This is a genomic window from Nonomuraea cavernae (genome assembly GCF_040655715.1).
Lineage (GTDB): Bacteria > Actinomycetota > Actinomycetes > Streptosporangiales > Streptosporangiaceae > Nonomuraea > Nonomuraea cavernae_A.
Genome location: NZ_JBFAKL010000002.1, coordinates 19,783 through 44,610 on the forward strand (window position 1 = coordinate 19,783; position 24,828 = coordinate 44,610).

General features: G+C 69.4%; 24 protein-coding genes. 7 read left to right on the forward strand and 17 right to left on the reverse strand.

The features are described from left to right. Nucleotides 1-67 precede the first annotated feature (67 nt). The gene (locus AB0I38_RS02850; RefSeq protein WP_358460864.1) at nt 68-691 is read left to right on the forward strand and encodes a GntR family transcriptional regulator; all 624 of its coding nucleotides are present in this window, start codon (nt 68-70) and stop codon (nt 689-691) included. 3 nt (nt 692-694) lie between these two features. On the opposite strand, the gene AB0I38_RS02855 is transcribed toward AB0I38_RS02850, so the two are convergent. From AB0I38_RS02855 to AB0I38_RS02880, 6 genes are read right to left on the reverse strand one after another with little or no spacing between them, the layout of a single operon-like run. Then, nucleotides 695-1,813, reverse strand: a complete 1,119-nt coding sequence (locus AB0I38_RS02855) for a phosphotransferase family protein (RefSeq protein WP_358460867.1) — start codon at nt 1,811-1,813, stop codon at nt 695-697. After that, nucleotides 1,810-3,120, reverse strand: coding sequence for an acyl-CoA dehydrogenase family protein (locus tag AB0I38_RS02860; protein WP_358460870.1), 1,311 nt, complete (start codon nt 3,118-3,120; stop codon nt 1,810-1,812). The genes AB0I38_RS02855 and AB0I38_RS02860 overlap by 4 nt, the downstream gene beginning before the upstream one ends. Further along, nucleotides 3,117-4,520 carry a dihydrolipoyl dehydrogenase gene (lpdA, locus tag AB0I38_RS02865; protein ID WP_358460873.1) on the reverse strand — a complete coding sequence of 468 codons (1,404 nt, stop codon included), beginning with the start codon at nt 4,518-4,520 and terminating at the stop codon, nt 3,117-3,119. The genes AB0I38_RS02860 and lpdA overlap by 4 nt, the downstream gene beginning before the upstream one ends. A 10-nt stretch (nt 4,521-4,530) precedes the next feature. After that, nucleotides 4,531-5,805, reverse strand: a complete 1,275-nt coding sequence (locus AB0I38_RS02870) for a dihydrolipoamide acetyltransferase family protein (protein ID WP_358460876.1) — start codon at nt 5,803-5,805, stop codon at nt 4,531-4,533. After that, on the reverse strand, nt 5,802-6,782 hold the full coding sequence (locus tag AB0I38_RS02875; RefSeq protein WP_358460879.1) for an alpha-ketoacid dehydrogenase subunit beta: 981 nt from the start codon (nt 6,780-6,782) through the stop codon (nt 5,802-5,804). The genes AB0I38_RS02870 and AB0I38_RS02875 overlap by 4 nt, the downstream gene beginning before the upstream one ends. Next, nucleotides 6,779-7,771, reverse strand: a complete 993-nt coding sequence (locus tag AB0I38_RS02880; protein WP_358460882.1) for a thiamine pyrophosphate-dependent dehydrogenase E1 component subunit alpha — start codon at nt 7,769-7,771, stop codon at nt 6,779-6,781. Before AB0I38_RS02880 ends, AB0I38_RS02875 begins: the two co-directional genes overlap by 4 nt. A 248-nt stretch (nt 7,772-8,019) precedes the next feature. Here AB0I38_RS02880 and AB0I38_RS02885 point away from each other — a divergent pair, with 248 nt between their 5' ends. Then, on the forward strand, nt 8,020-10,776 hold the full coding sequence (locus AB0I38_RS02885; protein WP_358460885.1) for a DEAD/DEAH box helicase: 2,757 nt from the start codon (nt 8,020-8,022) through the stop codon (nt 10,774-10,776). Further along, nucleotides 10,773-11,588: an SWIM zinc finger family protein gene (locus AB0I38_RS02890; protein ID WP_358460888.1), complete on the forward strand. Its 816-nt coding sequence runs from the start codon at nt 10,773-10,775 to the stop codon at nt 11,586-11,588. The genes AB0I38_RS02885 and AB0I38_RS02890 overlap by 4 nt, the downstream gene beginning before the upstream one ends. Nucleotides 11,589-11,633: 45 nt before the next feature. Here the strand turns inward: AB0I38_RS02890 and AB0I38_RS02895 are convergent, their stop codons facing one another. Next, nucleotides 11,634-12,779 carry a MalY/PatB family protein gene (locus AB0I38_RS02895; RefSeq protein ID WP_358460891.1) on the reverse strand — a complete coding sequence of 382 codons (1,146 nt, stop codon included), beginning with the start codon at nt 12,777-12,779 and terminating at the stop codon, nt 11,634-11,636. Nucleotides 12,780-12,884: 105 nt separating this feature from the next. On the opposite strand from AB0I38_RS02895, the gene AB0I38_RS02900 reads away from it, so the two are divergent. The 3 genes from AB0I38_RS02900 to AB0I38_RS02910 are packed head-to-tail and all read left to right on the forward strand — an operon-like array spanning nt 12,885 to nt 15,230. Continuing rightward, nucleotides 12,885-13,169 carry a hypothetical protein gene (locus AB0I38_RS02900; RefSeq protein ID WP_358460894.1) on the forward strand — a complete coding sequence of 95 codons (285 nt, stop codon included), beginning with the start codon at nt 12,885-12,887 and terminating at the stop codon, nt 13,167-13,169. After that, nucleotides 13,157-14,491: an RNA polymerase sigma factor gene (locus AB0I38_RS02905; RefSeq protein WP_358460897.1), complete on the forward strand. Its 1,335-nt coding sequence runs from the start codon at nt 13,157-13,159 to the stop codon at nt 14,489-14,491. The genes AB0I38_RS02900 and AB0I38_RS02905 overlap by 13 nt, the downstream gene beginning before the upstream one ends. A 7-nt stretch (nt 14,492-14,498) precedes the next feature. After that, nucleotides 14,499-15,230: an HAD family hydrolase gene (locus AB0I38_RS02910; protein ID WP_358460900.1), complete on the forward strand. Its 732-nt coding sequence runs from the start codon at nt 14,499-14,501 to the stop codon at nt 15,228-15,230. Nucleotides 15,231-15,288: 58 nt separating this feature from the next. Here AB0I38_RS02910 and AB0I38_RS02915 read toward each other — a convergent pair whose 3' ends face one another. Both AB0I38_RS02915 and AB0I38_RS02920 read right to left on the reverse strand, forming a co-directional pair. Next, complete coding sequence (locus AB0I38_RS02915; RefSeq protein ID WP_358460903.1) at nt 15,289-15,630, reverse strand: hypothetical protein; 342 nt, start codon at nt 15,628-15,630, stop codon at nt 15,289-15,291. Then, nucleotides 15,627-15,938, reverse strand: a complete 312-nt coding sequence (locus AB0I38_RS02920; RefSeq protein WP_358460906.1) for a hypothetical protein — start codon at nt 15,936-15,938, stop codon at nt 15,627-15,629. The genes AB0I38_RS02915 and AB0I38_RS02920 overlap by 4 nt, the downstream gene beginning before the upstream one ends. 551 nt (nt 15,939-16,489) lie before the next feature. Between AB0I38_RS02920 and AB0I38_RS02925 the strand changes: the two genes are divergently transcribed. Continuing rightward, a complete protein-coding gene (locus AB0I38_RS02925) occupies nt 16,490-17,755 on the forward strand; it encodes a M28 family metallopeptidase (RefSeq protein WP_358460909.1) in 1,266 nt (421 codons plus the stop codon). A 133-nt stretch (nt 17,756-17,888) separates the two neighbouring features. On the opposite strand, the gene AB0I38_RS02930 is transcribed toward AB0I38_RS02925, so the two are convergent. The 8 genes from AB0I38_RS02930 to AB0I38_RS02965 form a co-directional block, all read right to left on the reverse strand. Beyond that, entirely contained in the window at nt 17,889-18,881 is a 993-nt protein-coding gene (locus AB0I38_RS02930) for an arsenic resistance protein (RefSeq protein WP_358460912.1), read from the reverse strand. A 175-nt stretch (nt 18,882-19,056) separates the two neighbouring features. Further along, nucleotides 19,057-19,827: a heavy metal-responsive transcriptional regulator gene (locus AB0I38_RS02935; protein WP_358460915.1), complete on the reverse strand. Its 771-nt coding sequence runs from the start codon at nt 19,825-19,827 to the stop codon at nt 19,057-19,059. 352 nt (nt 19,828-20,179) lie between these two features. Continuing rightward, nucleotides 20,180-20,527 carry an arsenate reductase ArsC gene (locus AB0I38_RS02940; protein WP_436838718.1) on the reverse strand — a complete coding sequence of 116 codons (348 nt, stop codon included), beginning with the start codon at nt 20,525-20,527 and terminating at the stop codon, nt 20,180-20,182. 61 nt (nt 20,528-20,588) lie between these two features. Further along, nucleotides 20,589-21,686, reverse strand: a complete 1,098-nt coding sequence (arsB, locus tag AB0I38_RS02945) for an ACR3 family arsenite efflux transporter (protein ID WP_358460921.1) — start codon at nt 21,684-21,686, stop codon at nt 20,589-20,591. 48 nt (nt 21,687-21,734) lie between these two features. Further along, entirely contained in the window at nt 21,735-22,076 is a 342-nt protein-coding gene (locus AB0I38_RS02950; protein WP_358460924.1) for an ArsR/SmtB family transcription factor, read from the reverse strand. 89 nt (nt 22,077-22,165) lie between these two features. Continuing rightward, a complete protein-coding gene (locus tag AB0I38_RS02955; RefSeq protein ID WP_358460927.1) occupies nt 22,166-22,816 on the reverse strand; it encodes an arsenate reductase ArsC in 651 nt (216 codons plus the stop codon). A 403-nt stretch (nt 22,817-23,219) separates the two neighbouring features. Further along, nucleotides 23,220-24,449 carry a GNAT family N-acetyltransferase gene (locus AB0I38_RS02960; protein ID WP_358460930.1) on the reverse strand — a complete coding sequence of 410 codons (1,230 nt, stop codon included), beginning with the start codon at nt 24,447-24,449 and terminating at the stop codon, nt 23,220-23,222. Nucleotides 24,450-24,459: 10 nt separating this feature from the next. Further along, on the reverse strand, nt 24,460-24,795 hold the full coding sequence (locus tag AB0I38_RS02965) for an ArsR/SmtB family transcription factor (RefSeq protein ID WP_358460933.1): 336 nt from the start codon (nt 24,793-24,795) through the stop codon (nt 24,460-24,462). Nucleotides 24,796-24,828: the final 33 nt, after the last annotated feature.

A 24,828-nucleotide genomic window follows, 5' to 3' on the forward strand; every position in this document is an offset into this window, starting at 1 on the left:
GCACTCAATGGCCAGACAAAGTTCGGTCCAGTCACCTGGGCGTGCTGCGAGACCGCGACTTGCCGACGTGGCATACGAGCGGCTTGTCAAGTTGATTCTCTCCGACCTCCCGGCCGGTTCCCGGCTTTCGGAGACGGAACTGGCCTCAAGGTTGGGGATGTCGAAGACCCCGGTCAGGGAGGCGCTCCTCAAGCTGGAGAACGAGGGCCTGGTGTTGCCCATTCCGCACGTCGGATATCTCATTCCCTATCTCTCGTACCTGGAGCTAAGGGAGGCCCTGGAGGTGCGAGAGGCCGTCGAAGGCTATTTGGCCATGCTCGCCGCCGACCGAATTTCCGACACGGAGCTCGCCGGGATCCGGAAGGCTTTTGATGAGGGGCAGGCGTCTCTGGGAACAGATCCTGCATCGGATATTGCAACAATGAAGGAGCTGAATTCGACCCTGCACGGGAGCATCATGCGGGCGGCGGACAACAGCAAGATGGATCAGATCTTGGCCACGGTGCGCAACCAGGTGGACCGCGGCATCAAGGAACTGGTCGGGAACGATGTCAGCAGATACAAGGAATCGTTTGAACAGCACCTTGCCATCCTGTCCGCCCTCGAAGCCCACGATCCCGCCCAAGCCGAGCGAGCAATGCGAGACCACATCGGATCAATCAACGCCCACATTCTCCGTCGCTTCCGATAAGGCCTATCCACATGCTTGGCCGGCGAGCGAGAGAAGCCGTGGGATCGCGTCCGCGATGGTGGAAAATCGTTCACCCTGCTGAGGTCGGATCCGCAGTCGTGCGTGGATTCCTTGAAAGATCGCGGCGAGCTTGAGGTACCCGACGGCGGTGTAATGGTCAAGATCGTCGGGCGGGGTTGCACCGACGGACGCGTAGTACTCGATGAGTTCGTGACGGGTGGGAAAGCCTGGGTGCTGGGTGGTTCCCTCGGCGATGCCGATGCGCGCGCGCTCGTCGTCGGCGGCCTCAGCCCAATAGACGAGGAGCAAGCCGAGGTCGCACCACGCGTCGCCCACGGTGGCCAACTCCCAGTCCAGTACGGCACGGACATGGAAGTCGTCGTCGAAGATGGCGTTGTCCAGGCGATAGTCGCCGTGGACCAGGACGGCGGCCGTCCCCGTCGATCGAGACTCCGCCCACGGTGAGAGCCTGGCGGCCACATCGTCGAAGGCCCGGGTCAGTCCGGGGGGCGGATCGCCGGCCTCCCATTGGCGTCGCCACACGGACAGCTGCCGGGCGACGAACGGCGTCGTCGATCGTGATCTGCGTGGATAGGTGGTGACGTCCAACTGGTGCAGCCGAGCCAAGGCGCCGATGAACTCATAGGAGACCCTTGCCCGTTCGGCGGGCGTGAGCAGTGCGGTGTCTCGCGCGGACACAAGGGTTCGGCCCGCTTCCCAGGACATGACATAGGAACTACCCAATGACGAGGAAGCGCTGGCGAGCAACAGCGGCTTGGGCGCCGCGTAGCGCTGTCCAGCCAGAAACCGCAGCGTGCTGAACTCGCGTTCCATGTCGTGGGCAGTCGGTAGAACATGGTCTCGTGGTGGACGGCGAAAGACCCAGGTGCCCGCGGCTGGGATGGATCCTCCGCGGGGCTCGATGACTCCTCGGACCACGTAGGTCTCGTTCGAGATTCCAGCCTCGATGCGTTCGAGTCGCAGCGCGCCGGGCACCCCGTGCCCGGCCGCGACCAGCAGTGCCTTCAGCTCCAGGGCGTTCCTGGCCAGATCCGCTTCATGTTCGGCTTCTCCAGCTACTCCTGGCCCGTCATGCGGCACGTTCTCAGGAGGAAGATTCACGTGCCGGCCGCTTCATCCCGGTAGCCGGCAACCAGGTCGCCGTAACGCGCCACCGCCTTCGCGCGGCGCGTTGGCACGTGGTCGTGGGGGAAGACCGATGCCGTGAACCTCTTCAACTCGCTACGGGCCACCGACTGCATGTGCACCTCGTCGGGGCCGTCGTAGATGCGGGCGGACCGGGCGGCCCGGTACATCGCTTCAAGCGGCAGGTCTGCGGAATAGCCCAGAGAACCACACGTCTGGATGGCGCGGTCGATGACATCGTGCAGGACACGGGCGCCGAAGTATTTGATCATGGAGATCTCGACGCGGGCGTTCGATGCACCGGCCTGATCCATGGTCCACGCGGCATGCAAGGTCATCAACCGAGCGGCGTGCATCTCCGCCTTGCTCATCGCGATCCAGTTCTGGACCGACTGCTTGTCGGCCAGCAGCCCGCCGTGCGCGGTCCGGCTCACGGCCCGCTCGCACATGATCCGGTACGCCCGGTTCGCCTGTCCCAGCCAGCGCATCGCGTGATGGATGCGCCCCGGCCCCAACCGCTCCTGCGCCAGCCGGAATCCTGCTCCCCGTTGCCCCAGGAGGTTGTCCGCCGGAACCCGGACGTCCCTGTACCGCACCTCGGAATGGGCCCAGAACGTGCCGTAATGGGAAGAGGGGTGCTCCATAGTGGAGATATCACGTACTACGTCCACGCCCTCCGTGTCCGCGGGCACAATGATCATGGAATGCCTCTTGCCGCGCGCGGCGTCCGGGTCCGTCAGCGCCATCACGATCAAGATGTCGGCGCTCGAACCGTGCGTGGTGAACCACTTGTGGCCGTTGATCACCCAGCTGTCACCCTCCAGAACCGCCGTGGTCTGGAGCAAGTGCGGATCCGACCCGGCCGTGTGCGGCTCGGTCATGCTGAAGGCTGAGGACAGGTCGCCCGACAACAGCGGCCTCAGCCAGCGCCCGGCCTGGTCTTCGCGACCCGTCTCCCTGATGGCCAACGCGATCAACTCGCTGTTGCCCGAGTCCGGCGCGTTGTTGCCGAAGACGTAGGGAGCCAACGGCGACTCCCCGATGATCTCGTGCATCAGACCGAGCTTCAACTGCCCGAAACCGGTCCCACCCAACTCAGGCGGCAGATGCGCGGCCCAGAGACCACGCGCCTTCACCTCCTCCTGCAACGGCGACACGACGAGCTTCAACCGACGTCGATCAAGATCGAGCAGTTCGAGCGGAAAGACGTGCTCACGTACGAACCCGCGCATCCACTCCAAGGACGCTTCGAATTCCGGCTCGGTGGAAAAATCCCAGCTCATACAGCCCTCCGACGTGTCGGTGCCTTCGTGGCCGCGACGGCGGCCTCATGGAAGGACTCGCTGAAAGTCGGGTGCGGATGCACCGTCAACGCGATGTCCCACGGACTTGCTGCAAGTTCGATCGCGAGCGTGAGCTCACTGATGACGTCTGACGCGTGAGGGCTCACGACCTGTGCGCCGATGACAAGGTCACGGTCAGGGTCGATGACGAGGCGAGCGAATCCGTCGGTGTCAAGCGCCGACGCCCGCCCTGACGCCTTCAAGCTCGCGGTGACAGCCCGCGCCTCGATCCCCATTGACCGGGCGGTATCGAGGGTGAGACCTGTTGTCGCGATCTCTGGGTCAGTGAAGATGACGCTCGGGATGGTCGCGTGGTCAAATTCTGTCGGGTGCCCGAGGAGCGACTCCGCGGCCACGATGGCCTGAGCGCTGGCCCTGTGCGCGAATGCGGGTCCCGGGGTCACGTCGCCGATCGCGGCGAGACCGGGACGGACAAGACACTTGGCGTCCACGACGATGAGCCCATCATCGGTTACCGGGACATCGGCCATGTGGAGCCCGAGATCGTCCGTATTGGGAACTCGGCCGGCAGTGACGACGACGATGTCGGCAGGGATGACCTGCTGACCACCCTCCTCGCCGGCGATGAGCAGACCCTCGCTGGTCAACTCGACCGGTCGCGTCGACAACAAGATGTCGACGCCGAGCTTGCGAAGCCCCTTCCTGACGGGCCGGACCAGGTCACCTTCGAGGCCCGGAAGCAGCTGCGGACCGATCTCTACGACGGTTACGTGGACGCCAAGCTTGGCGTAGGCGGTTCCGAGTTCGAGTCCGATGTAGCCTCCGCCGACGATGACCATCCGGCCCGGCAGCACCCGGAGATCGAGAGCGCCCGTGGAGTCGACCACTCGGTCGCCGTCGACCGGCAGGAGGGGCAGTTGCCGCGGACGGCTGCCGGTGGCGATGACGCATCGCTCGAAGTCAATGAACCCGACTCCGTTGCCTTGCTGGACCGCAACGCGTTTCCTTCTGTTGAAGCGGGCCTCCCCATCGACGATCGTGACGTTGAGGGCCTTCATCCGCCTCGCGATGCCTTCGGCCAGCCGAGCGGACGCCACAGTTCGCCGCTCCCACGCCCCGATGACGTCAGGACGCCAATCAGCGAGCCGGCCGGCTGCGAGCTGATGCACGCATTCGACCTGACGGGCGAACTCGATCAACGCTTTGGACGGGATGCACCCTTCGTGGAGACAGACTCCGCCCAGACCCGGGACACCGCGTCGCTCGACCAGGACGACCTCTGCGCCAAGTTCTGCCGCCCGCAGAGCCGCGACATAGCCGCCGACACCACCGCCGATCACCAGGAACTCGGCGCGCTCAGCGACCTCTCCGACAACCACAGTTCTTCCCTCAGAGTTCCGTCAAGAGGAGATCCGGCTCTTCGATGAACCGGACGATGGTGTTCGTGAACGCGCAGAGATCCGAGCCGTCGAGGACCCGGTGGTCACCCACGACGGTGAGCCCCATCGTGGGCACGACGACTGCTCGTCCTTCCCTTGCCACGACGCCATCCCGAACAGCGCCGAACGCCACCGCGCCCGCTTCTCCGACGCGCAGCAAGGGTGACCCGTGGTCCGCGCCGAGCGGTCCCAAGTTGTTCAACGTGAAGGTGGCCCGGCCCATGTCGGATACCGGGAGTGTCCGATCGAGCGCCCCGTCGGTGAGTCGTCTCAGCTCGTCGTTGAGATCCGTGAGCGTCATCGCGTGCGCGTTCTTGGCCACTGGCACGACGAGTCCTTCGGGACCGGCTATCGCGAGTCCGAGGTCGACGCCGCCGTCGACGTGGATCCTCCCGGCCGCGACATCGAGTCTGGCGTTCAGAATGGGGTGCCTTCTCAGTCCGGCGAGAGTGATGCGCGCCAGCAACGACACGAGGCTCAGGCGATGACCTTCCGGTTGCATCCCCGCAAGGCGTCGCTTCACGTCCAGTAACGCTGAAACGTCGGTGGTTCGCCAGTCGTAGATGTGCGGAACGGTCTTGATCGATTCTGTGAGGACCGAGGCGATGCGCGCTCGTACACCGCGGAACGGGACGGACGAGGAAGTCCCTTCATCCGGTTCGGTTCGCCTCTGGCGCTCGATGGCAGGATCGGCCGGCGGCCGCGCCGCCGGCGCCGATCCCTCGGCAACGTGGCGCTCGAGATCCGCTCGGGTCACTCGACCGTGGGGACCCGAAGCGGTGATGACGCCGAGGTCGACTCCTCGCTCTTTGGCCAGGCGCCGGACCAGGGGCGACGCCTTGATCCTCAGCGGTCGAGGCACCGCCCCCGGTCCGCGCGCGGCAGAGCTCTGTGCCGGCAAGGTCGTCGCCTCGCCCCTACCCAGCGCTGAGGCCTCCGCCACGGTCAGGCCGAGCACATCGGCGGACTCCGTATCAGATTCCGTATCAGTCGTGACGGCCGCGAGAACACCGCCGACTGGAACGACCGTCCCAGCTTCTCCGCACACGGTCGCGATGCGTCCTCCGACCGGAATCGGCAACTCGACGACGGATTTGGCTGTCTCTACGGAGACGACGACCTGATCCGACACGACGGTGTCACCTGGACGCACGTACCAGTCGATGATCTCGGCTTCTTCCAGCCCTTCGCCGACATCGGGCAGCTTGAACTCGTAGCGGCTCACTCGCTGGTCACCTCACGAATGGCCGCGAGCACGGCATCGACCGACGGCAGGTAGATCTCTTCGACGCCGGGCAAGGGATAGGGAGCATCGGGGGCGCCTACACGTTGCACGGGAGCCTCCAGGTCGTAGAAGGCTTCTTCGACGATGGTGGCCATGACTTCGCTCGCGAATCCCCCCGTCACGGGCGACTCTTGTACGACCACGACGCGGCCGGTCTTGGCTGCGGCAGTGGCGATGCTCGTTACGTCCAGGGGAATCAGTGACCGAAGGTCGAGTACCTCGACCGAGACACCGAGTTCCTCGCCTGCCCGGACCGCCGCTTGCTCCGCCAGCTGCACCGAAGCGCTCCACGCGATGATGGTCACATCGTCTCCGGCACGTACCGTGCGGGCAGATCCAATCGTGTCGCCGCCGGCGCTCTCGGGCACCTCTCCCTTGACGAGCCGGTAGCCCTTGAGCGGCTCGAGGAACAGGACGGGATCCGGATCGATGATCGAGGCGATGAGCAGAGATCGCGCGTCCGCCGGATTCGAGGGTGCCACGACCTTCAGACCCGGGCAGTGGGCGAACTGCGCTTCGAGAGCGTCCGAGTGCAGCTCCGGCGTCCGGACGCCGCCACCGAATGGCGCTCGAATCGTCATCGGCATCGGATAGCGACCTTGGGAGCGGTGGCGAAAGCGCGCCACTTGACCGGCGATCTGATGAAACGCTTGATGAGCGAAGCCCAGGAACTGGATTTCCGGCACGGGAATCATCCCGCCGGCAGCGAGGCCCACGGCGGTGCCGATGATCGCTCCCTCGGCCAGCGGGGTGTCGACGACCCGGTGACGCCCGAACTGGGCTTGCAGTCCCGCCGTCGCCCTGAAGACGCCACCGAGTTGTCCGACGTCCTCGCCCAGGACCATGACGCGATCGTCGGCGTACATGCTTTCCCGAAGCGCGAGATTGATCGCCTCGATCATGTTCATCGTGGTCATGACGGCTCCTGGCCGTGACGTCTCTCCGCCTCAGCGGCCTGTCGGGCAAGGCGTGGTGTGGGCCTGGCGAAGACGTGATCGAAGACCTGTGAGTAGTGCGGTCGCCTGGCCTCCGCGGTCACCGCGGCCTGCTGAGCTCGACGTGCATGGCCGGCGAGCAGCTCGGTGTCGCGGTGTTCGTCCCAGAGGCCCTGCGAGATGAGGTGTGTTCGTAGGCGGACGATCGGGTCGAACTCCGCCATCGTCTCCATCTCGCCCTCCGCGACGTATCGGGTGTGATCGTCCGCGGTGTTGTGGGGGCCCAGTCGATAGGTGATCGACTCGATGAGTGTCGAACCTTCGTCGGCTCGGGCCCGGGCGACGGCTTCCTTCGTCACTTCGTACACGGCGACCACGTCGTTGCCGTCGACCGTCGCGCCGGCGACTCCGTAACCTTGGGCGCGGCAGGCGAACGACGTGGCTGCCGTCTGCGCGCTGCGTGGGGTGCTGATGGCCCAGCCATTGTTCTGCAGGAAGAAGATCACCGGTACACGAAGGACACCGGCGAAGTTCAGCGCCTCATGGAAGTCCCCTTCGGATGACGCTCCGTCACCGAAGTACGCGATGACCACGTCGTCGAGGTTCTGCAGTCGTCGAGCCCACGCCAGGCCCACCGCATGGGGAAGCTGCGCTGCCAAGGAGATCTGTACGGGAAGGATGCGCACGTCGTCCGGGATCCGCCCCCCGGACATGTTGCCCATCCAGTACATGAACCACAGGTCGAGAGGTAGCCCATGGACGAGGCACGCGCCCAGCTCGCGGTACTGGGGAACGATCCAGTCCTGTCCGACCGTGAGTGCCATGGCGGAGCCCACGACGGACGCCTCCTGGCCCTTGGTCGGGGAAAAGGTGCCGAGGCGACCCTGCCGTTGCAGCGTGAATGCCCGCTCATCTACGACGCGGGACAGCGTCATCCACGTGTAGGCGTCCACCAGTTGCTCAGTGGTCATCGAGTGTCCGCGACCGGTGAGCCGTCCGTCTGATTGGAGAAACCTGACCGCGTCAGCCGGAAGCTTGTCTGGCGTTCCCACGAGTGACTCGGTGGTACGCACGGCCGTCACCTCGTTCCATAGGGGCGCAAAGCGATGTCGTAGTAAGATATCGCTGGAATCCTAGCAGTGTAAAGGTAGGCGCTGATCTCTCGATGTGATTTCCAGCCGCCGCGTCCCGGCACCCACGTACCGTACACTGTACGGTTGTGAGCTCTCCCATCGATCTGGCACAGCGGCCCGTCGTCTTCGAGCCGGGCGACCCGCCCAGGTCCGGCCGGATGGCCTTCCTCGACCCCGGCGGCGACACCACGGTGACGGTCGTCGAGCAGCACGACGGCACTCTGCGGGTCCGTGAGGCCGCGGCCGTCCGGGTGCCCGTCTCCGAGGCCGTGGCCACCCTGGCCAGAGCGCGCCGCGACGAGGGGGCGCACCCCGCCGCCCGCTTCTGGGGCGCCGCCGCGCTGGTGGCGCTGCAACTGGTCACCCGGGGACGCGTCCTGCCCGGGGTGAGCGCCGGCGACCACGACTCCTGGCGGGCGGGGCCGTTCGACGCGGCGGACGGCCGGCGCATCAGGGAGCTGGCCGGCGCCATGCCCGCCACGGCGCGTGCCGTACCCCTCGAAGCCCCCGCCGGCGCGGCGGAGGAGGCGGTGCTGCCGGACGCGGAAGGGCTGGTGCGGGCGTTTCTCGACGCGGTGGCCGACGCGATGCCCCGCTCCCCCGGCGCGGTGCGCGCCACCGGCACGCCGGCGTTCGCGGCCCTCAGACCGGTGAAGGTGCCGCGGCTGCGCGGGTGGGCCGACGAGGTCGCGGCCGGGCTCGATTCCGGGGTGCGGCTGTCGCTGCGCCTGGAGGCCGACGACCCGGTGGCCGAGGAGTTCCGTGCCGTCGTCCAGTTGCACAGCCTGGCCGACCCGTCGCTCGTGGTGGACGCCGCCGACCTGTGGGAGGGCCGCGATCCGGGATTCGGCGACCGAGCCCGGATCGACACCACCCTCGCGCTACGCCGGGCCGCCCGCGTCTGGCCCCCGCTGGAACGGCTGCTCGACAGCGCCGTCCCCGACGAGCTCACGCTGTCCGACGGCGACGTCGAGCACCTGCTGGCCGGGATGGCCGAACGGCTGGCCGCCGCCGGGGTGGAGGTGCACTGGCCCCGGGCCATGGTGCGCGGCCTGAGCGCCCGCGCCGTCGTCGGCGGACGCGACGCCGCGCCGTCCGACCTGCCGTCCTTCCTCGGCGGGCACCACCTGACCAGCTTCGACTGGCAGCTCGCGCTCGGCGGCGAGCCTCTCACCGCGGCCGAGATGGACCGGCTGGCCGAGGCGCACCGCCCGGTCGTACGGCTGCGCGACCAGTGGGTGCTCATCGACCCCGACCTGGCCCGCAAGGCCCGCCAGCGTGACCTCAAGCCGCTGACCGCCCTCGACGCGCTCGCCGCCGCGCTGACCGGCACCGTCCAGCCCGCGGAGCTCGCGGAGTTCGCGGAACTCGGCGACGAGCCGGTGCCGGTGGAGCCCAGCGCGTGGCTGCGCGACCTGCGCGACCGCCTCGCCGAGCCGGAGGACATCGGCCCGCCCGACGGGCTGGCCGCGACGCTGCGCGACTACCAGTTGCAGGGGCTGCGCTGGCTGGCCAGGATGACCTCGCTCGGGCTCGGCGGCTGCCTGGCCGACGACATGGGCCTGGGCAAGACGATCACGCTGATCGCCCTGCATCTGCACCGGCGCGGCAGCGGGCCCACCCTGGTCGTCTGCCCCGCCTCGCTGCTGGGCAACTGGGAGCGGGAGATCGCCAGGTTCGCGCCCGGCGTGCCGGTCCGCCGCTATCACGGCGCCGGTCGCGCACTGGCCGGCGACGGGTTCGTCCTGACCACGTACGGCACCATGCGGCTGGACGCCGACCGGCTGGCCGCGCACCCCTGGGGCCTGGTGGTGGCCGACGAGGCCCAGCACGTCAAGAACCCCGCGTCGAGCACCGCCAAGGCGCTGCGCGAGATCCCCGCCGGCGCCCGTGTCGCGCTGACCGGCACCCCGGTCGAGAACAACCTGTCGGAGCTGTGGGCCATCCTCGACTGGACCACCCCCGGCCTGCTCGGGCCGCTGGGCCGGTTCAGATCACGGTGGGCCAAGCCGGTCGAGTCGGGCGACTCCGCGGCGGCCGAGCGGCTGGCCCGGCTGGTGGGGCCGTTCCTGCTGCGCCGCCGTAAGTCCGACCCGGGTGTCGCGCCCGAGTTGCCGCCCAAGACCGAGACCGACCGGCCGGTGGCGCTCACTCCTGAGCAGGCCGGGCTCTACGAGGCCGTCGTCCGCGAGATCATGGCGCGGATCGAGGACGCGGACGGCATGGCCAGGCGCGGCCTGATCGTCAAGCTGCTGACCGGCCTCAAGCAGATCTGCAACCACCCCGCCCAGTATCTGCACGAGACGGCCCCCAGGCTGGCCGGCCGCTCGGGCAAGCTGGAGCTGCTCGACGAGCTGGTCGACACCATCCTGACCGAGGACGGCGCCGTGCTGGTGTTCACCCAGTACGTCGCCATGGCCCGGTTGCTGGACCGGCACCTGACGGCCAGAGGCGTCGCCACCCAGTTCCTGCACGGCGGCACCCCGGTGGCCCGCCGCGAGGAGATGGTCCGGCGCTTCCAGGAGGGCCGCGCGCCCGTCTTCCTGCTGTCGCTCAAGGCGGCCGGCACCGGGCTCAACCTCACCCGCGCCGACCACGTCATCCACTACGACCGCTGGTGGAACCCGGCCGTCGAGGACCAGGCCACCGACCGCGCCCACCGCATCGGCCAGAACCGGCCCGTCCAGGTGCACCGGCTGATCACCGAGGGCACGATCGAGGACCGCATCGCCGACATGCTCGCCGCCAAGCGCTCCCTGGCCGAGTCGGTGCTCGCCTCCGGCGAGGCCGCGCTCACCGAACTGACCGACGCCGAACTCGCCGCCCTCGTGGAGCTCCGTTGAACGACGCCAGAGGATTCCCCGCCTTCCCTCCGCAGCGGGCCGGCGCCCGCTTCGCCACCAGCTGGTGGGGCCGCGCCTGGATCAAGGCCATGGAGGACACCTCACTCGACCAGGTCCTGCTGCGTAAGGGCCGCGCCTACGCCAAGACCGGACAGGTCGGCCCGATCACGGTCAGTCCCGGCCGCATCGCCGCCGTGACCGAGAACGACTACGACACCGTCGTCCACGTCGAGCGGCTCACCGACGGCCAATGGCGGCGCTTCCTCGACCAGGTGGCCGCCAAGGCCGGGCACCTCGCCGCGCTGCTCGACCGCGACATGCCGCACGACCTGGTGGCGTCCGCCGAAGAGGCGGCCGTGCCGCTGCTGCCCGCCCTCGGCGACCTGGAACCGGAGTGCTCCTGCCCCGACTGGGGCCACCCCTGCCAGCACGCCGCCGCGCTCTGCTACCAGGCGTCCTGGCTGCTCGACGCGGACCCGTTCGTGCTGCTCCTGCTGCGCGGGCGCGGCGAGCGGGAGCTGGTCGGCGCGTTGCGGCGGCGCGACGTCCCCGCCCCCGCCGCGGCTCCGGTGGGCACGCCCGCCGTTGAGGCGTTCGCGCTCGGCGTGCCGCCGCTGCCCGACCCGCCGCCGACGGACGTGGCGTTCGCGCCGCTCGGGCTGGAGCCGGCACCCGGCGTGGACGTGGCCGCCCTGGAGATGCTCGCCGCCTCGGCCGCCGGGCGGGCGCGCGAGTTGCTTGTCCGCGAGTGCCGGCGGGGGGCCCGGGGCCGAGAACAGGCTCAGGGCGAAGAACACCTGTTCAGTCGATGATCTACGTGGCCGGCGCCCTCGCCGGCTGGCTCACCTGACCGGACTTCAAAGACGGGCGATCTGCGCCATACGGGCGATCGCCTCTTCGATCAGGGCGGGCGAGCAGGCATAGTTGAAGCGGGTGTGCCCCTGGCCGGGCGCGCCGAAGTCCGGGCCGGAGGAGAGCGCGACCCTGGCCCGGTCGAGGAAGGTCGCGGCGGGGTCGGGGCCGAAGCCCAGCGGCGAGCAGTCGAGCCACGCCAGGTACGTGGCCTGTGGTTCGGGAAACGTGACCGATGACAGCTGACGGGCGAGAAGATCCCTGAGCAGCGCGGCATTGGCCGCCAGTTGGCCGTTGAGCCGGTCCAGCCAGTCGTCGCCGTCGGTGTAGGCGGCGGTGGCGGCGAGGGCCCCCAGATGGCCGACTCCCCAGGAGAGCTCGTGCGGAAGCCGGTCGAACATCGCCCGGTGGCGTTCGGTGACGATCAGTGCGCACTTGAGGCCGGCGAGGTTGAACGCCTTGGAGGCGCTGGTCAACGTGATGCCGGTCTCGATGGCGGCGTCGCTGACGGTGAGGTAGGGGTGGAACGTGTGTCCGGGGTGGGTCAGCGGGCCGTGGATCTCGTCGGAGATGACGGTGGCGCCGTGCCGCCGGGCGAGTTCGGCAAGTGCGCGCAGTTCGTCCAGGTCGTGGACTCGTCCGAGGGGATTGTGCGGGTGACACAGGAGGACGACACGTACTCCCCCTTCAAGCGCGCGCTCGATCCCGTCGAGATCGAGCCGCCCGCCGCGCTGCTGCTCGATGAGGGGGACGGGCACCGGTTCGGCGCCTGCCTCTCGTACCCAGGCGTAGAACGGCGGATAGACCGGCGGCATCACCACGACGCCGTCGCCGGGGCTCACCAGGCGCCGCAGCACCTCGGTCGCGCCCACCGCGACATCCGCGCAGGTGCGGATGCTTCCCACCTCGACCTGCCATCGCCAGCGACGCCAGGCGAAGCCACGGAAGGCGTCGGTCAGTTCGGTGCTGTCTCCGGCGTACCCGGTGTCCGACCGTTCCACGGCCGACCGCAACGCCGCCGCCACGCTGGGCGCCAGGCGGACGTCCATTTCGGCGACTGGCAACGGCAATACGTCGGACGGGTGGTGCGTCCACTTGGCGCTGCGGCGCCGCCGAAGCTCCTCAAGCGGAATGTCGAAGATCAAGTCCATTCGCACAGATTACTTATCACTTACCACTCGTCCCGCTCACGGGAGGCGAAGCGGGCCGCGATCAGCCGTTCGACGTTGTCCCGGCTGGAGCGCGCGGAGGGGGCTGTGGAGATCACCGCCGACGGGCACGCGCACGCCCTCGGGGCGGGCGACTGCCTGCGCTTCCGCCTGATGGGCGTCGAAATGACGCTTCGTCAGGAGGAAATAGGAGGCAGAATGCGGTACGTGCTCATGCTGTGCGGCGATGCGTCGGCCGGCGACGTCCAGGACGGGACGGCGATGTCCAGGTGCGGCGAGTGCGCGAACCTGGACGAGGCGATCGAGGTCGCCGCCAAGCACCCGTGGGCGAGCCTCGGGAAAATAGAGATCCGGCCGGTGTGGCAGCCGTGAACGCCCGGGTCGCCTCGATCGTGTCCGACGCCTTCCGCGAGGAGTGGGGGCAGATCGTCGCGACGCTGATCGGCCTGACCGGCGACTGGGAGCTGGCCGAGGAGTGCGCGCAGGACGCCTTCGCGGTGGCCCTGGAACGCTGGCCGCGCGACGGCGTCCCCCAGCGCCCCGGCGCCTGGCTGACCACCACGGCCCGCAACCGCGCCGTCGACCGCCTGCGCCGCGAGGCCGTGGGCGCGGCCAAGCTCCGGGAGGCGGCCAAGCTGGCCGAGCTCGTGGAGGTCCCCGGCGGCGACGAGAGCGGGGTCCCCGACGACCGGCTGCGGTTGATGTTCACCTGCTGCCACCCGGCCCTCGCACTGGAGTCCCAGGTCGCGCTCACGCTGCGCACCCTGGCCGGGCTGACCACCGCCGAGATCGCCCGCGCCTTCCTGGTGGCCGAGCCCGCCATGTCCAAGCGGCTGACCCGGGCCAAGGAGAAGATCCGCAACGCGGGCATCCCCTACCGGGTGCCGCCCGCCCACCTCCTGCCCGAACGCACCACGGCCGTCCTCGGGGTGCTCTACCTGCTGTTCAACGAGGGGTACGCGGCCAGCGCGGGCGCCGACCTGGTGCGCCGCAACCTGACCGGCGAGGCCGTGCGGCTGGCCCGCCTGCTCGTCCGGCTGATGCCCGGTGAGACGGAGGCGCTCGGGCTGCTCGCCCTCATGCTGCTGCACGACGCCCGCCGCGCCACCCGCGTCGGCCGCGACGGCGCGCTGGTGACCCTGGAACACCAGGACCGCTCCCGCTGGGACCCGGCGGGCATCTCCGAGGGCGTCGAGATACTGGAGGAGGCGCTGCGTCAGGCCCGGCCGGGGCCCTACCAGATCCAGGCGGCCATCGCCGCCTGCCACGCCACGGCGGCTGAGGCCGCCGACACCGACTGGCCGCAGATCGTCGCCCTCTATGAGCGGCTCGCCGGCTTCGTCCCCTCGCCGGTGGTGCGGCTGAACCAGGCGGTGGCGGTCGGCATGGCCGACGGGCCCGCCGCGGGGCTGGCCCTGGTGGAACGGCTGGCCGCGGAGCTGCCCGGCTACCACCTGCTGCCCGCCACCCGCGCCGACCTGCTGCGCCGCCTGGGACGCGCGGAGGAGGCGGCCACCGCCTACCGCGAGGCCCTCGCCCTGGCCGGCAACGACGCCGAACGCCTCTACCTTCAGCGCCGCCTGGCCGAAACCGGCCACGCCGACGTGTCCGCCCCGGCCTCGCCCGTTCGTCGGCCGGGAAACGAACGGGCCGGAGAAACGGCCGGGCCAGAGACGACAGGCACCACGAGATGATCCTCCTATGGCGGATGTGGTTTTCTTCGATCTGGACGGCACCCTGGTCGATCATCGAGGCGCGGTCTTGGAAGCGATCGGCCAGATCATCCAGGCCGCGCCGAACGCGACGGCTCCACCGGACGAGCTGGTGACGTCGTGGTGGACGCTGGAGGGGCGGCACATGCGGGAATACCTGGCTGGACGGTGCTCCTTCGCTGAGCATCACCGACGCAGGCTCCGTTCCTTCCTGCCCATGCTCGGCGAGCCGGTTCCTGAAAATCCCGGCCTTCTGGACGAGTGGTTCGCCGAGCGCTACCTCGCCGTGTTCGAGGAGTCCTGGCGGAGCTATCCCGATGTCCAGCCATGCCTGGAGACCTTGAAACGGCTTCCCCGAGGACCGCGTCTGGCCGTTCTCACCAACGGGGACCCCGAGCAGCAGCGCGCCAAGCTCGCCCGCTTCGGTCTCCTCGAATACTTCGAAGCCGTCCTGACTCCGACCGAGCTCGGTGCGGCCAAGCCCGTCGCCTTCGCCCCCGCCTGCCGATGGATGCGGACGGACCCCGCGCGGGCGGTCAACGTGGGCGACATGCTGGAAAGCGACGTGAACGCAGCCGCCCTCGCCGGGCTCACCGGCATCTGGCTGGACCGCGGCATCGACTTCGTCACTGGTGGACCATCGCCGACGGCAGACGAGACGGTGCTCCGCATCGAACGGCTCACCGACCTGCCCGGCCACCTGTCACGCACGAACGCCTGACCGGCTCTCGCGGCGTTCCTGGGGGTGTGTTTAGGTAAACGGCTCTGCTCGTCGGTGGTCACGGGGACGTGACCACCCGTGTGGCCGCGGCCGGCTGCTCAGGACGCGGGCCGCCCTTGGGCCAGAGCAGGGAGCCCGGCTTGCGGGCCTCGCGGCGGATCTTCCACAGCCCGAGCTTGCAAGTCAGCTCCTTGTATGCCGCGCCAATGCGGCCGCCGACGTAGACGTTCACCGAGGTGTCGTCTTTGCGGGCGAGCTGTCGCATGGCGGCGCGCCGGCCGAGGCTGACGCACGACCCCGTGAGGGCCAGATTGATCACCGCCGGTTCGGTCCCCGCAACGCGGCTCAGCACCGTGTTGGCGGCCTGCGCCGCCAGCGGCGCGGCGGCCTGGCAGCTCATCCGCAGCGGCTCGTGGTCAGTGCGCTCGCATGCACCGCACCGTCGGCGAAGACGATATCGCCGACGTCGGCCATCCCGACGACGATCAGGCCACCGATGTGGTTGGCGAAGGTGGCCACATCGACCGCGGTGTCGTGGTTACCCTTCTCCGTCTTCTCCTTATCCCCACCCGGGATGGCGCCCTTGTAGTCCAGGTCCTCGGCCTCACGGGCATCGGCGTTGCCGACCAGGGCGGCGATCTGGTCGTAGGTGACCAGGTCCAGGGGAGCACCGAGAAGGACTTCCAGACGGCGCGGGCTGTACAACATGGCGGATGGGTCTCCTTTGACCACCGAAGCTGGGCGACTTCGATGATCATGATAGAGGAGGCTTGCGCCTAATTGTCAGCAAATGAGCACACGCCGTGTTCGCCACAACTGTCGAGGCTTGCTTGCGACGCAGCGCGCTTGCACGGGCGCCTGTACCGGCGGCGGGATTCCAGGGTTTGATTAGATGTTCTTCTATCTTGACACTCTTCTAATCAACATGGAATGCTGATCCTACTTAGATGCCTGTCAATTCAAGCGGGTCGATCGGCGCTGTGACGTGCGCCGTCGGCCCGAAAGGAGCACATGATGGCAAGCGATATCACCGGTGGATTCATCGGAAACCTGGAGGACGCCTTCACCCCGCCCGCGGCCGGAGGATGCTGCGGGAGCCCCGCGACCACCACACCCGACGCCGCCACCTCCAGCACCGCGGTGTCGTGTTGCGGAAGCGAAGCCGAGGCGACCCAGGCGGCCGAGACCGGGTGCTGCGGGCAGGCCCCGGCGGCCGCTTCGAGCGCTGCTGGTGCCGGCGCCTCCGCCGGGTGCTGTGGATGAGTTCCCTGCCGCTCGTGCCGCCGGAGGCGATCGAGGTCCCCGGCTTGGCGGCCGCCCTGCAACAGGTGAGCGCGCAGCGGATGCTCACCTGTGTTGCGGAGCTGGCCGCCGACGGCTACGCGGGACGGCGGGTGGGCACCCCTGGCGGCCAGGCCGCCGCCGCCTGGCTCGCTGAGCAGCTGCGCGAGCTGGGTGCCGGCGTGCAGCTCGACCCGTTCGGTGTCTCCAGCGTGCGTGAGCTGTATCGCACGCCGGTGCTGCAGTGGAGCACCGGCCAGATAACCCGGAGTTTGGAGCATCGGCGGGAGTTCGCCGAGCACTTGGCCTCGGCTGAGCTGCCCCACCCTCGCTCGGCGCCGCTGGCGGACTTGAGTGCGGCGGATCTGCGCGGCCACTGGGTGCTGGCTCCCGCCGGTGATTGGGCGCAGTCCTGCCAGCGCGCCGAGGCAGAGGGCGCGGTCGGCGTTCTCATGGCGCGGGGCACGGACGCCGACGGGTGGATGCCCAAGATGATCGCGGGGCCGGCCCGGCGCGCGGTGGCGGTCATCGGGGTGCGCACCGACCTGCACCGGCAGCTGGCCGACGCCCTCACCGCAGGTGAGGTGAGGGTGACCGCGTCGATGCCACTGCGAGCGGTCAGCGCCGGGGGGGTCAACGTCCACGGGCACCTGCCGATCGGGCTGGACGAGCCGGATGGGTCGGCGGGCGGGCCGCGGGTGCTGCTGAGCGCGCACTTCGACGGTGTGGGCGATGACCCGGGCCGCCGCCTGCCCGCCGCCGCCGACAACGCCTCCGGAGTGGCCGCGGTGTTGGAGGCCGCCCGCGTCCTGCGCAGTGCCCTGAGCGCGCCGGTGGACTTGTCGGTGTCCTTCTTGGACGCCGAAGAGGCAGGCGCCTGGGGCTCGGCCCACCACGCCTCCCAGGTGCCGCCCGACACCCTGGTGATCAACCTGGACGGGGCGGCGCAGCTGCACCAGGCCGCCGCCGTCGAGGCGGGCGGCCCGGCTCACGCCCTGCTGGCCGCCGTGGATCAGGCCGGGCGCCGCGCCGAGGTACCACTGCGGGCTGGCGCGATGGCCTCGGACAACCGCCGCTACGCTGCGCACGGCTTGGCCGCGATCGGTATCGGCATGGGCATGCCCGGCTACCAGACCCCTGCCGAGACCCCCGACCGGGTCGAGCCGGCCACCCTGGTGGCCGCAGCCCGCCTGCTCACCGCCACCGTCTGGCTGCTGGCGGGCGCGCCCGCGCAACGCTCCTGAGCGTCGGCGCCGCTGGCGGCCACGCCAGCTTGACGGCGTACGGGCGGTTCATTGAGGAGCCGACACGTCCAGAGCTGGAGCGGTTCTTCTTCCTCGACGACGTCGACCGTGATCTGACCGGCCGGGTTGCGGATCAGACGGCGGCGGTGGCCGTGTCGGCCGGGGCGAGCCGGGGGATGAGGCGGACGTAAGCGACCATGCCGAGGACCTCGACGAGGGTCTGCGTGACCACCACGACCGCGGCGACGGCCAGGGAGTCGGGAAGAGCCAGGGCCAAGGGGAGGACGACCAGCGAGTTGCGGGTCGCGCCAGTGAAGACGACGGCCCGGCAGGCCGGGGCGTCCAGGCGGAAGAGGCGGGCGACCGCCTTCCCGGCGAAGGCCATGACGATCAGGAACACCGCGTAGAACGGGATGACCGCTGCGACGTCGGCCAGGCTGTCGCCGAGCTTGGGGACCTGGGAGGCGACCACGACGAGCAGGGTGGCGGCCATCAGCGGGACCATCGTGGTGCTCGCGGCGTCGGAGACCTTCTGCCCAGCCGGGCGGCGGGCCGCCCATGCCTGGGTGGCCCAGGCCAGGGCCAGCGGGATGACGATGAGGACGACGAACGCCTCGACGAACGGTCCGACCTCGACGATGTCGGCCAGCTCCGAGCCCATGAACAGGTACAGCAACCCCGGCAGCAGCACCATCTGCGCGACCAGCAACAGCGGGGTCGCGGCCAGCAGGCGGCGGCTGGAGCCGCCGGCCAGCCCGGAGAAGACGATCACGTAGTCCACGCACGGGCACAGCAGCACCAGCAGGACACCGATCCGCACCGCCTGGTCGGCGGGCAGGAAGACGAACATCGCGGCGACCACCAGCGGCACCACCACGAAGTTCACCACCAGAGCGGCCGCCAGGAACCGCCCGTCGCGCAGCGAGCGGAGAAGTTCAGCGGCCGGGACCTGGAGGAAGGTGACGAACAGCAGGGCGCCCAGGACCGGGTTGATGGCGTGCTCCAGGCTCGGCCCGGCGGACGGCAGCGTCCAGCCCACCAGGGCGCCCGCCGCCATGGCGCCGAGATACACCGCGATCTGGTGGTGTTCCATCCGCTCGACCAGACCTGACGGTTCCTGCGACACCGCGTGCTCCCTGCTCCGTAGTCGGCCGCCTTGTGCGGCGGCCGTTGTGTCGGTCATCCTCACAGGCCCCGGCGGGCGGCCCGGACCCCGGCCGGGGTCAGCGCGTGTGCTCGGTGTCGTGGGGTGTGCCGACGGCGGGCAGGCCGAGGTCAGCGGGCAGAGGAGGCGGGGTGGGTCATGCGGTTACTCCGAACAGGTCGGCCAGCAGCGGCGCCGCGGCTTCGGGTGCGCGCACGGTCAGCTCCAGTGCGGCGGGGCTCAGATGCAGGGTGAAGTCGAAGAACGCACAGCAGCCCTGCTCGGCCGCCGCCAGGGCCGCGACCTGCCCGGCCAGCTCCATGCCGGCCGGGAACCTCAGCCGCAGCCCGTCGGGGATCTCCTCGCGGGCCTCGGCCTTCTCCACCAGTTGCCGCCACTGTTCGGTGCGGGCCTGCAGTTCAGGGCCGCCCAGGGTGCAGGCCACCGGCGCGTCCCTCCACGGCTCGGCTGCCGGTGCGGGCCGGGTGCGCGACAGCGTCACCGGCACCGGCCCGGCCGCCGCCGGGGCGGTGGTGCAGCCGCAGTCCGGCCCGCACTCTCCCTGCGGCGCCGGACCCGACAGCTCGCCATGCACGGCGGTCAGGCGCGCGGAGAACGCCGACAGCTCAGCGATCCGGCCCTCGGTCTCGGAGATCCGGCCCGCGACCAAAGGCATCATCCGCTCCCGGACCGCCGCGCACACCCCCTCCTGCCGCACGGCCAGGAGCTCGCGGATCTCCTCCAGGGCCAGGCCCAGGAGCTTGGCCGAGGAAATGAAGGCCAGGCGCTCGACGGCATCCTCCCCGTACAGGCGGTAGCCCGACGGGGTCCGCTCGGCCGGCAGCAATCCGGCGTCCTCGTAGAAACGCAGCGTGGTGGCGGGTACGCCGCAGCGTTCCGCCAGCTGCGAGATCCGGTAGATGCTCATGCCTCCGACGGTAAACCTTCGACCCGACTCGAAGGTCAAGCCCGGGACGCAGGCGGGGCGCCGGCCTGCGACTCCGCGGACGACGGCCTGCCGATCCGGCCCAAGCCCGTCCGTATCCGGCACCCCGACGACCCGCCGCCATCCGCAGCTCGTCCTCCAAGCCCTACCATCCGTGATCGCCCAGGCCTCGGCTACCACGACAAGAGCGCGACCCGGATCGCTACCGAGGCCGGATCTCCCTGCCGACACGCGCCCGGCGATCACAATCAGTGACAGACGAAGCATCATCATCTGCCGCAGCAAGGGGAACACCGACTACCCGATCAACGACTTTTACCAGTTCCGAGGGCGGTTATCGGGCGTCGAGCTCAGCGATCAGCTTCTCGATGCGGTCGCGGATCTCGTCGCGGATCGGCCGGACGGCCTCGATGCCCTGCTCGGCCGGATCGTCGAGCTTCCAGTCCTCATACAGCTTGCCGGGGAAGATCGGGCAGGCATCCCCGCAGCCCATGGTGATGACCACGTCGGAGTCCTGCACGGCCTCGATGGTCAGGATCTTGGGCTGGGCGCCGGTGATGTCGACGCCGGCCTCGGCCATGGCCTCGACGGCGACCGGGTTGATCGTCTCGGCGGGGGCGGAACCCGCCGAGCGGACCTCGATCCGGTCGCCGGCCAGGTGGGTGAGCCAGCCGGCGGCCATCTGGGAGCGTCCGGCGTTGTGCACGCAGACGAACAGGACGCTGGGCTTGCCGGAGGCGTTCTCAGGCACGAGCGGGCTCCTTGGTGAACAGGCGGCGGCCGGCCAGGCTGACGTAGACCAGGGCGACCAGGACGGGCACCTCGATGAGCGGGCCGACCGCTCCCGCGAGGGCCTGGCCGGAGGTGACGCCGAACACGCCGACCGCGACGGCGATGGCGAGCTCGAAGTTGTTGCCGGCCGCGGTGAAGGCCAGCGTCGTGGTTCTGTCATACGGCAGGCCGATCGCGCGCCCGGCCAGGAAGGAGCCGCCCCACATGAGGAAGAAGTAGCCCAGCAGCGGCAGCGCGATCCGGGCGACGTCGCCGGGCCGGGAGGTGATGACCTCGCCCTGGAGGGCGAACAGGATGACGATGGTGAACAGCAGGCCGTACAGCGCCATGGGTCCGATCTTGGGCAGGAAACGGCTCTCGTACCAGTCGCGGCCCTTGGATCGCTCGCCCAGCTTGCGCGAGGCGTAGCCGGCCAGCAGGGGGATGCCGAGGAAGATCAGCACGTACTGGGCGATGTCCCAGGCCGAGACCTCCAATACCGCCTGCGACAGGCCGAGCCAGCCGGGCAGGACCTGCAGGTAGAACCAGCCCAGCGCGCCGAAGGCGATCACCTGGAAGATCGAGTTGACGGCGACCAGGACGGCGGCGGCCTCGCGGCTGCCGCAGGCCAGGTCGTTCCAGATGAGCACCATGGCGATGCACCGGGCCAGGCCCACGATGATGAGGCCGGTGCGGTACTCGGGCAGGTCAGGCAGGAGCAGCCAGGCCAGGGCGAACATCAGCGCGGGGCCGACGACCCAGTTGAGCGCCAGGGAGGAGATCAGTAGCCGCCGGTCGCCGGTGACGGTGTCCAGCCGGTCGTAGCGGACCTTGGCCAGCACCGGATACATCATCAGCAGCAGGCCCAGAGCGATCGGCAGCGAGATCTCGCCGATCCTCACCGCGTCCAGTGCGGTGTCCAGGCCGGGCACTGCGCGGCCGAGCAGCAGCCCGGCTGCCATCGCGACGCCGATCCAGACCGGCAGAAACCGATCCAGCGTGGAGAGCTTGCCGATCACGCCCGCCTCCGCCGCAGCGGCGGGAGCGGGAGCACGGGTACGTGAGGACATGAATCTTCCTTGATCTTCCTTCGGGGCGGGTCAGACCGTCAGGGCGGGTCAGACCGTGGCGGGGATGTTCAGCAGGGCCGACAGCTCCGACAACGTCTCCGGGGCCAGGCGGTAGTAGACCCAGGAGGCACGCCGCTCGGAGACCAGCAGTCCGACCTCCTTGAGGACCTTGAGATGGTGGCTGATCGTCGGCTGGGACACCTCGAAGGCGCCGGTGATGTCGCACACGCACACCTCGCCGCCGGCGTGGCTGGCCACGATCGACAGGATGCGCAGCCGTACCGGGTCGCCCAGCGCCTTGAACACCCGCGCCACGGCGGCGGCCTGCTCGGCGTTCAGCGGCTCACGGGTCAGCGGCGGGCTGCACTCCAGAAGCTCCAGCGGCTCCATCGATCCCCTTCCTCACATAGATAACCGTCGATGTCAGTCTCAATCTATATTGACATGCATCTATTCATGCTGGGTACATGGGCCTGCGGTCAGACGGAGGAGACACCGAGATCGGCGAGCAGGGCGCGCACGCGGCGCTCGATCTCATCGCGGATCGGGCGGACGTCCCCGACGCCCTTGCCGGCCGGATCGTCAAGCTCCCAGTCGAGATAGCGCCTGCCGGCGTAGACCGGGCAGGCGTCTCCGCAGCCCATGGTGACCACGACATCGGCGGCCCGCACGATCTCCTCGGTCCACGGCTTGGGGAACTCGTGCGAGATGTCGATGCCGCGCTCGGCCATCGAGGCCACCGCGGCCGGGTTGATCTCGCCGGCGAACTCCGCGCCGCCGGACCAGGCGATCGCGTGCTCGCCGGCCAGGTGCCGAAACCACCCCAGGGCCATCTGGGAGCGTCCGGCGTTGTGGGTGCACAAGAACAGCACGATGGGCCGCCCGTCGCTTCTGCCTTCGACGCGGGCCAGGGCGTGCAGCCGCTGGCGGGCGAAGCGCTCGGCCAGCAGTGGCAGGAAGTTGGCGACGGCGGCCCGGGTGGCGAACTCCTCATAGCTGGCGTGCAGGAACCGCTCAATCGTCCCGGCGCCGAAGGCGCCGGTGAATTCCTCGCCCAGCCGGCGGGCCGCGGTGGCCAGGGCCAGCTGCTGATCGATGGTCAGCTCGCCGCGCCTGTAGGTGTTGGTCATCACTGGCTCCTGGGGCATCCACGCATGGAATCGATGAACGTCTAATTCGACTATTGCCGATATTGACATCCATCGATCTCTGAGCGGTTAAACGGCGCATGAACAGTCGATGTGCACATCGGCCCAGGCAGAGAGCGCCGGCCCGCACACCGCAGGCGGTCCGGGCGGGAGAGCACACCAGACATGCCGAAGGCCCCGCGTGGCGGGGCCTTCGGTCCAACGTGTGCGTACCGGTGTGCAGGTCGCCTCTCGGCGAGATGCGCAACGCGGCTCCAGCCGGACGGTATTCCGCGAAGGCGATAGGTGAGGCCCGGGGACACTGGGCACACCGGCCACAAGATACACAACCACCACCGGCCGCCGAATGTTCCCGCACCTCAGCCGTGACCTGACCGGCCCGGGCTCATCGCCCGACGGCTGTACTGCGCCGCTCCAGCATCAGCACGTCCCGCCAGATGCCGTGGTGGCGGCCGACGCGCTCGCGGGTGCCGACCACCCGGAAGCCGAGCGACTGGTGCAGCGAGAGGCTGGCTGCGTTCTCGGGAAAGATTCCGGACTGGATCGTCCAGATCCCGGCGTCCTCGGATCCGGCGATGAACGCGGCCAGCAGAGCCCGGCCGATGCCGTGGGCCTGGCAACCCGAGTGGACATAGATGCTGTGCTCGACGACCCCCGCGTAGGCCGGACGTGCGGACACCGGCGAGGCGGCGATCCAGCCGACGACCTCGCCGGTCTCGGTATCGGCGGCGACATAACGCAGGCCCGGCAGCTTGCCGGCGGTAAAGCCCTCCCAGCTCGGCGCCACGGTCTCGAAGCTGGCCTGGCCGGTGTCCAACCCCGCCTGGTAGATGGCCAGCACCTGAGAGGCGTCACTCTCGCGCATCGGCCGGATGACCAAGCCGGGCGAGATCGCGGGCTTGACCGCCTGAATGATCGCCGAGTGCACGCCATCGCCGTGATCGGCGGTCAGCGTGATCGCGATGCCGACGAACCCGGCCTTCCGCAGCAGGTCACGGTAGGCGTCGATGGTGAGAGAGCCGGCGACGCAGCCCACCCGCTGCTCGGCGGCGGCGCGGCGCTGCGGGTCGATGACGCCGTCGGCGACGACGTCGCTGAGGCCCAGGCGGCCGCCGGGCCGCAGCACCCGGAAGGCCTCGGCCAGCGCGGCCGCCTTGTCGTCGGACAGGTTGATCACACAGTTGGAGATGACGACGTCGACCGCGTGATCCGGTAGCGGGATGGCCTCGATGGTGCCGTGCAGGAATTCGGTGTTGGACGCGCCCGCCTCCTCGGCGTTGCGGCGAGCCAGCTGCACCATGTCGGGACTGGCGTCCAGGCCGTAGGCCTTGCCGTACGGGCCGACCCTGCGGGCCGACAGCAGCACGTCGATGCCGCCCCCGGAGCCGAGGTCGAGCACGCTTTCCCCGGCGCGCAGCTCGGCGACGGCGACCGGGTTGCCGCAGCCGAGACTGGCCCGCAGCGCGCCGTCGGGAAGCTCTGCGGTGTCGTCGTAGCCGGCCGTCCCGAAGCAGCCGTCGGCGAACGCGCCGGAACCGCAATCGATGACGCTCTCACCATCCGATGCCGCGCGGGCCAGGCTGGAGTAGCCGTCGACTACCTCGTCGTGCGCCATGGCACTCTCCTCAGTCGCAGGTGGGGGTGGCCGGGGCAGGATTGCCCATCACCACGTCGGCGGCGGTGGGGAAGCAGCTCACGCAGGCCTCGTTGATCCGATACAGGCTGGCGGTGCCCTGGCGTTCGACCAGGACGAACCGCACCTCGGACAGGATCTTCAGGTGGTGCGACACCGTCGACTGGCCGATCTCCACCGCGGCGACGATCTCACCGACGGTCATCGGCTCGTGCCGCCGGGCCAGCAGCGACACGATCTGGATGCGCGTGGCGTCGGCCAGCGCTTTGAACCAGCTCGCGTACTCCTCGGCCGCTTCGCGTTCCAGCGGTTCTGGTTTCTGATTCATCGTTAATCGACGATAATCGATAAATGAGGGAAG

Coding starts and splice junctions, on each gene's coding strand:
- AB0I38_RS02860 (WP_358460870.1), bottom strand. CDS start 3,120: ATGAGCTGGGATTTTTCCACCGAGCCGGAATTCGAAGCGTCCTTGGAG.
- AB0I38_RS02875 (WP_358460879.1), bottom strand. CDS start 6,782: ATGACCACGATGAACATGATCGAGGCGATCAATCTCGCGCTTCGGGAA.
- AB0I38_RS02880 (WP_358460882.1), bottom strand. CDS start 7,771: ATGACCACTGAGCAACTGGTGGACGCCTACACGTGGATGACGCTGTCC.
- AB0I38_RS02895 (WP_358460891.1), bottom strand. CDS start 12,779: ATGGACTTGATCTTCGACATTCCGCTTGAGGAGCTTCGGCGGCGCCGC.
- AB0I38_RS02910 (WP_358460900.1), top strand. CDS start 14,499: ATGGCGGATGTGGTTTTCTTCGATCTGGACGGCACCCTGGTCGATCAT.
- AB0I38_RS02915 (WP_358460903.1), bottom strand. CDS start 15,630: ATGAGCTGCCAGGCCGCCGCGCCGCTGGCGGCGCAGGCCGCCAACACG.
- AB0I38_RS02920 (WP_358460906.1), bottom strand. CDS start 15,938: ATGTTGTACAGCCCGCGCCGTCTGGAAGTCCTTCTCGGTGCTCCCCTG.
- AB0I38_RS02925 (WP_358460909.1), top strand. CDS start 16,490: ATGAGTTCCCTGCCGCTCGTGCCGCCGGAGGCGATCGAGGTCCCCGGC.
- AB0I38_RS02935 (WP_358460915.1), bottom strand. CDS start 19,827: ATGAGCATCTACCGGATCTCGCAGCTGGCGGAACGCTGCGGCGTACCC.
- AB0I38_RS02940 (WP_436838718.1), bottom strand. CDS start 20,527: ATGGCCGCCGGCTGGCTCACCCACCTGGCCGGCGACCGGATCGAGGTC.
- arsB (WP_358460921.1), bottom strand. CDS start 21,686: ATGTCCTCACGTACCCGTGCTCCCGCTCCCGCCGCTGCGGCGGAGGCG.
- AB0I38_RS02950 (WP_358460924.1), bottom strand. CDS start 22,076: ATGGAGCCGCTGGAGCTTCTGGAGTGCAGCCCGCCGCTGACCCGTGAG.
- AB0I38_RS02955 (WP_358460927.1), bottom strand. CDS start 22,816: ATGACCAACACCTACAGGCGCGGCGAGCTGACCATCGATCAGCAGCTG.
- AB0I38_RS02960 (WP_358460930.1), bottom strand. CDS start 24,449: ATGGCGCACGACGAGGTAGTCGACGGCTACTCCAGCCTGGCCCGCGCG.
- AB0I38_RS02965 (WP_358460933.1), bottom strand. CDS start 24,795: ATGAATCAGAAACCAGAACCGCTGGAACGCGAAGCGGCCGAGGAGTAC.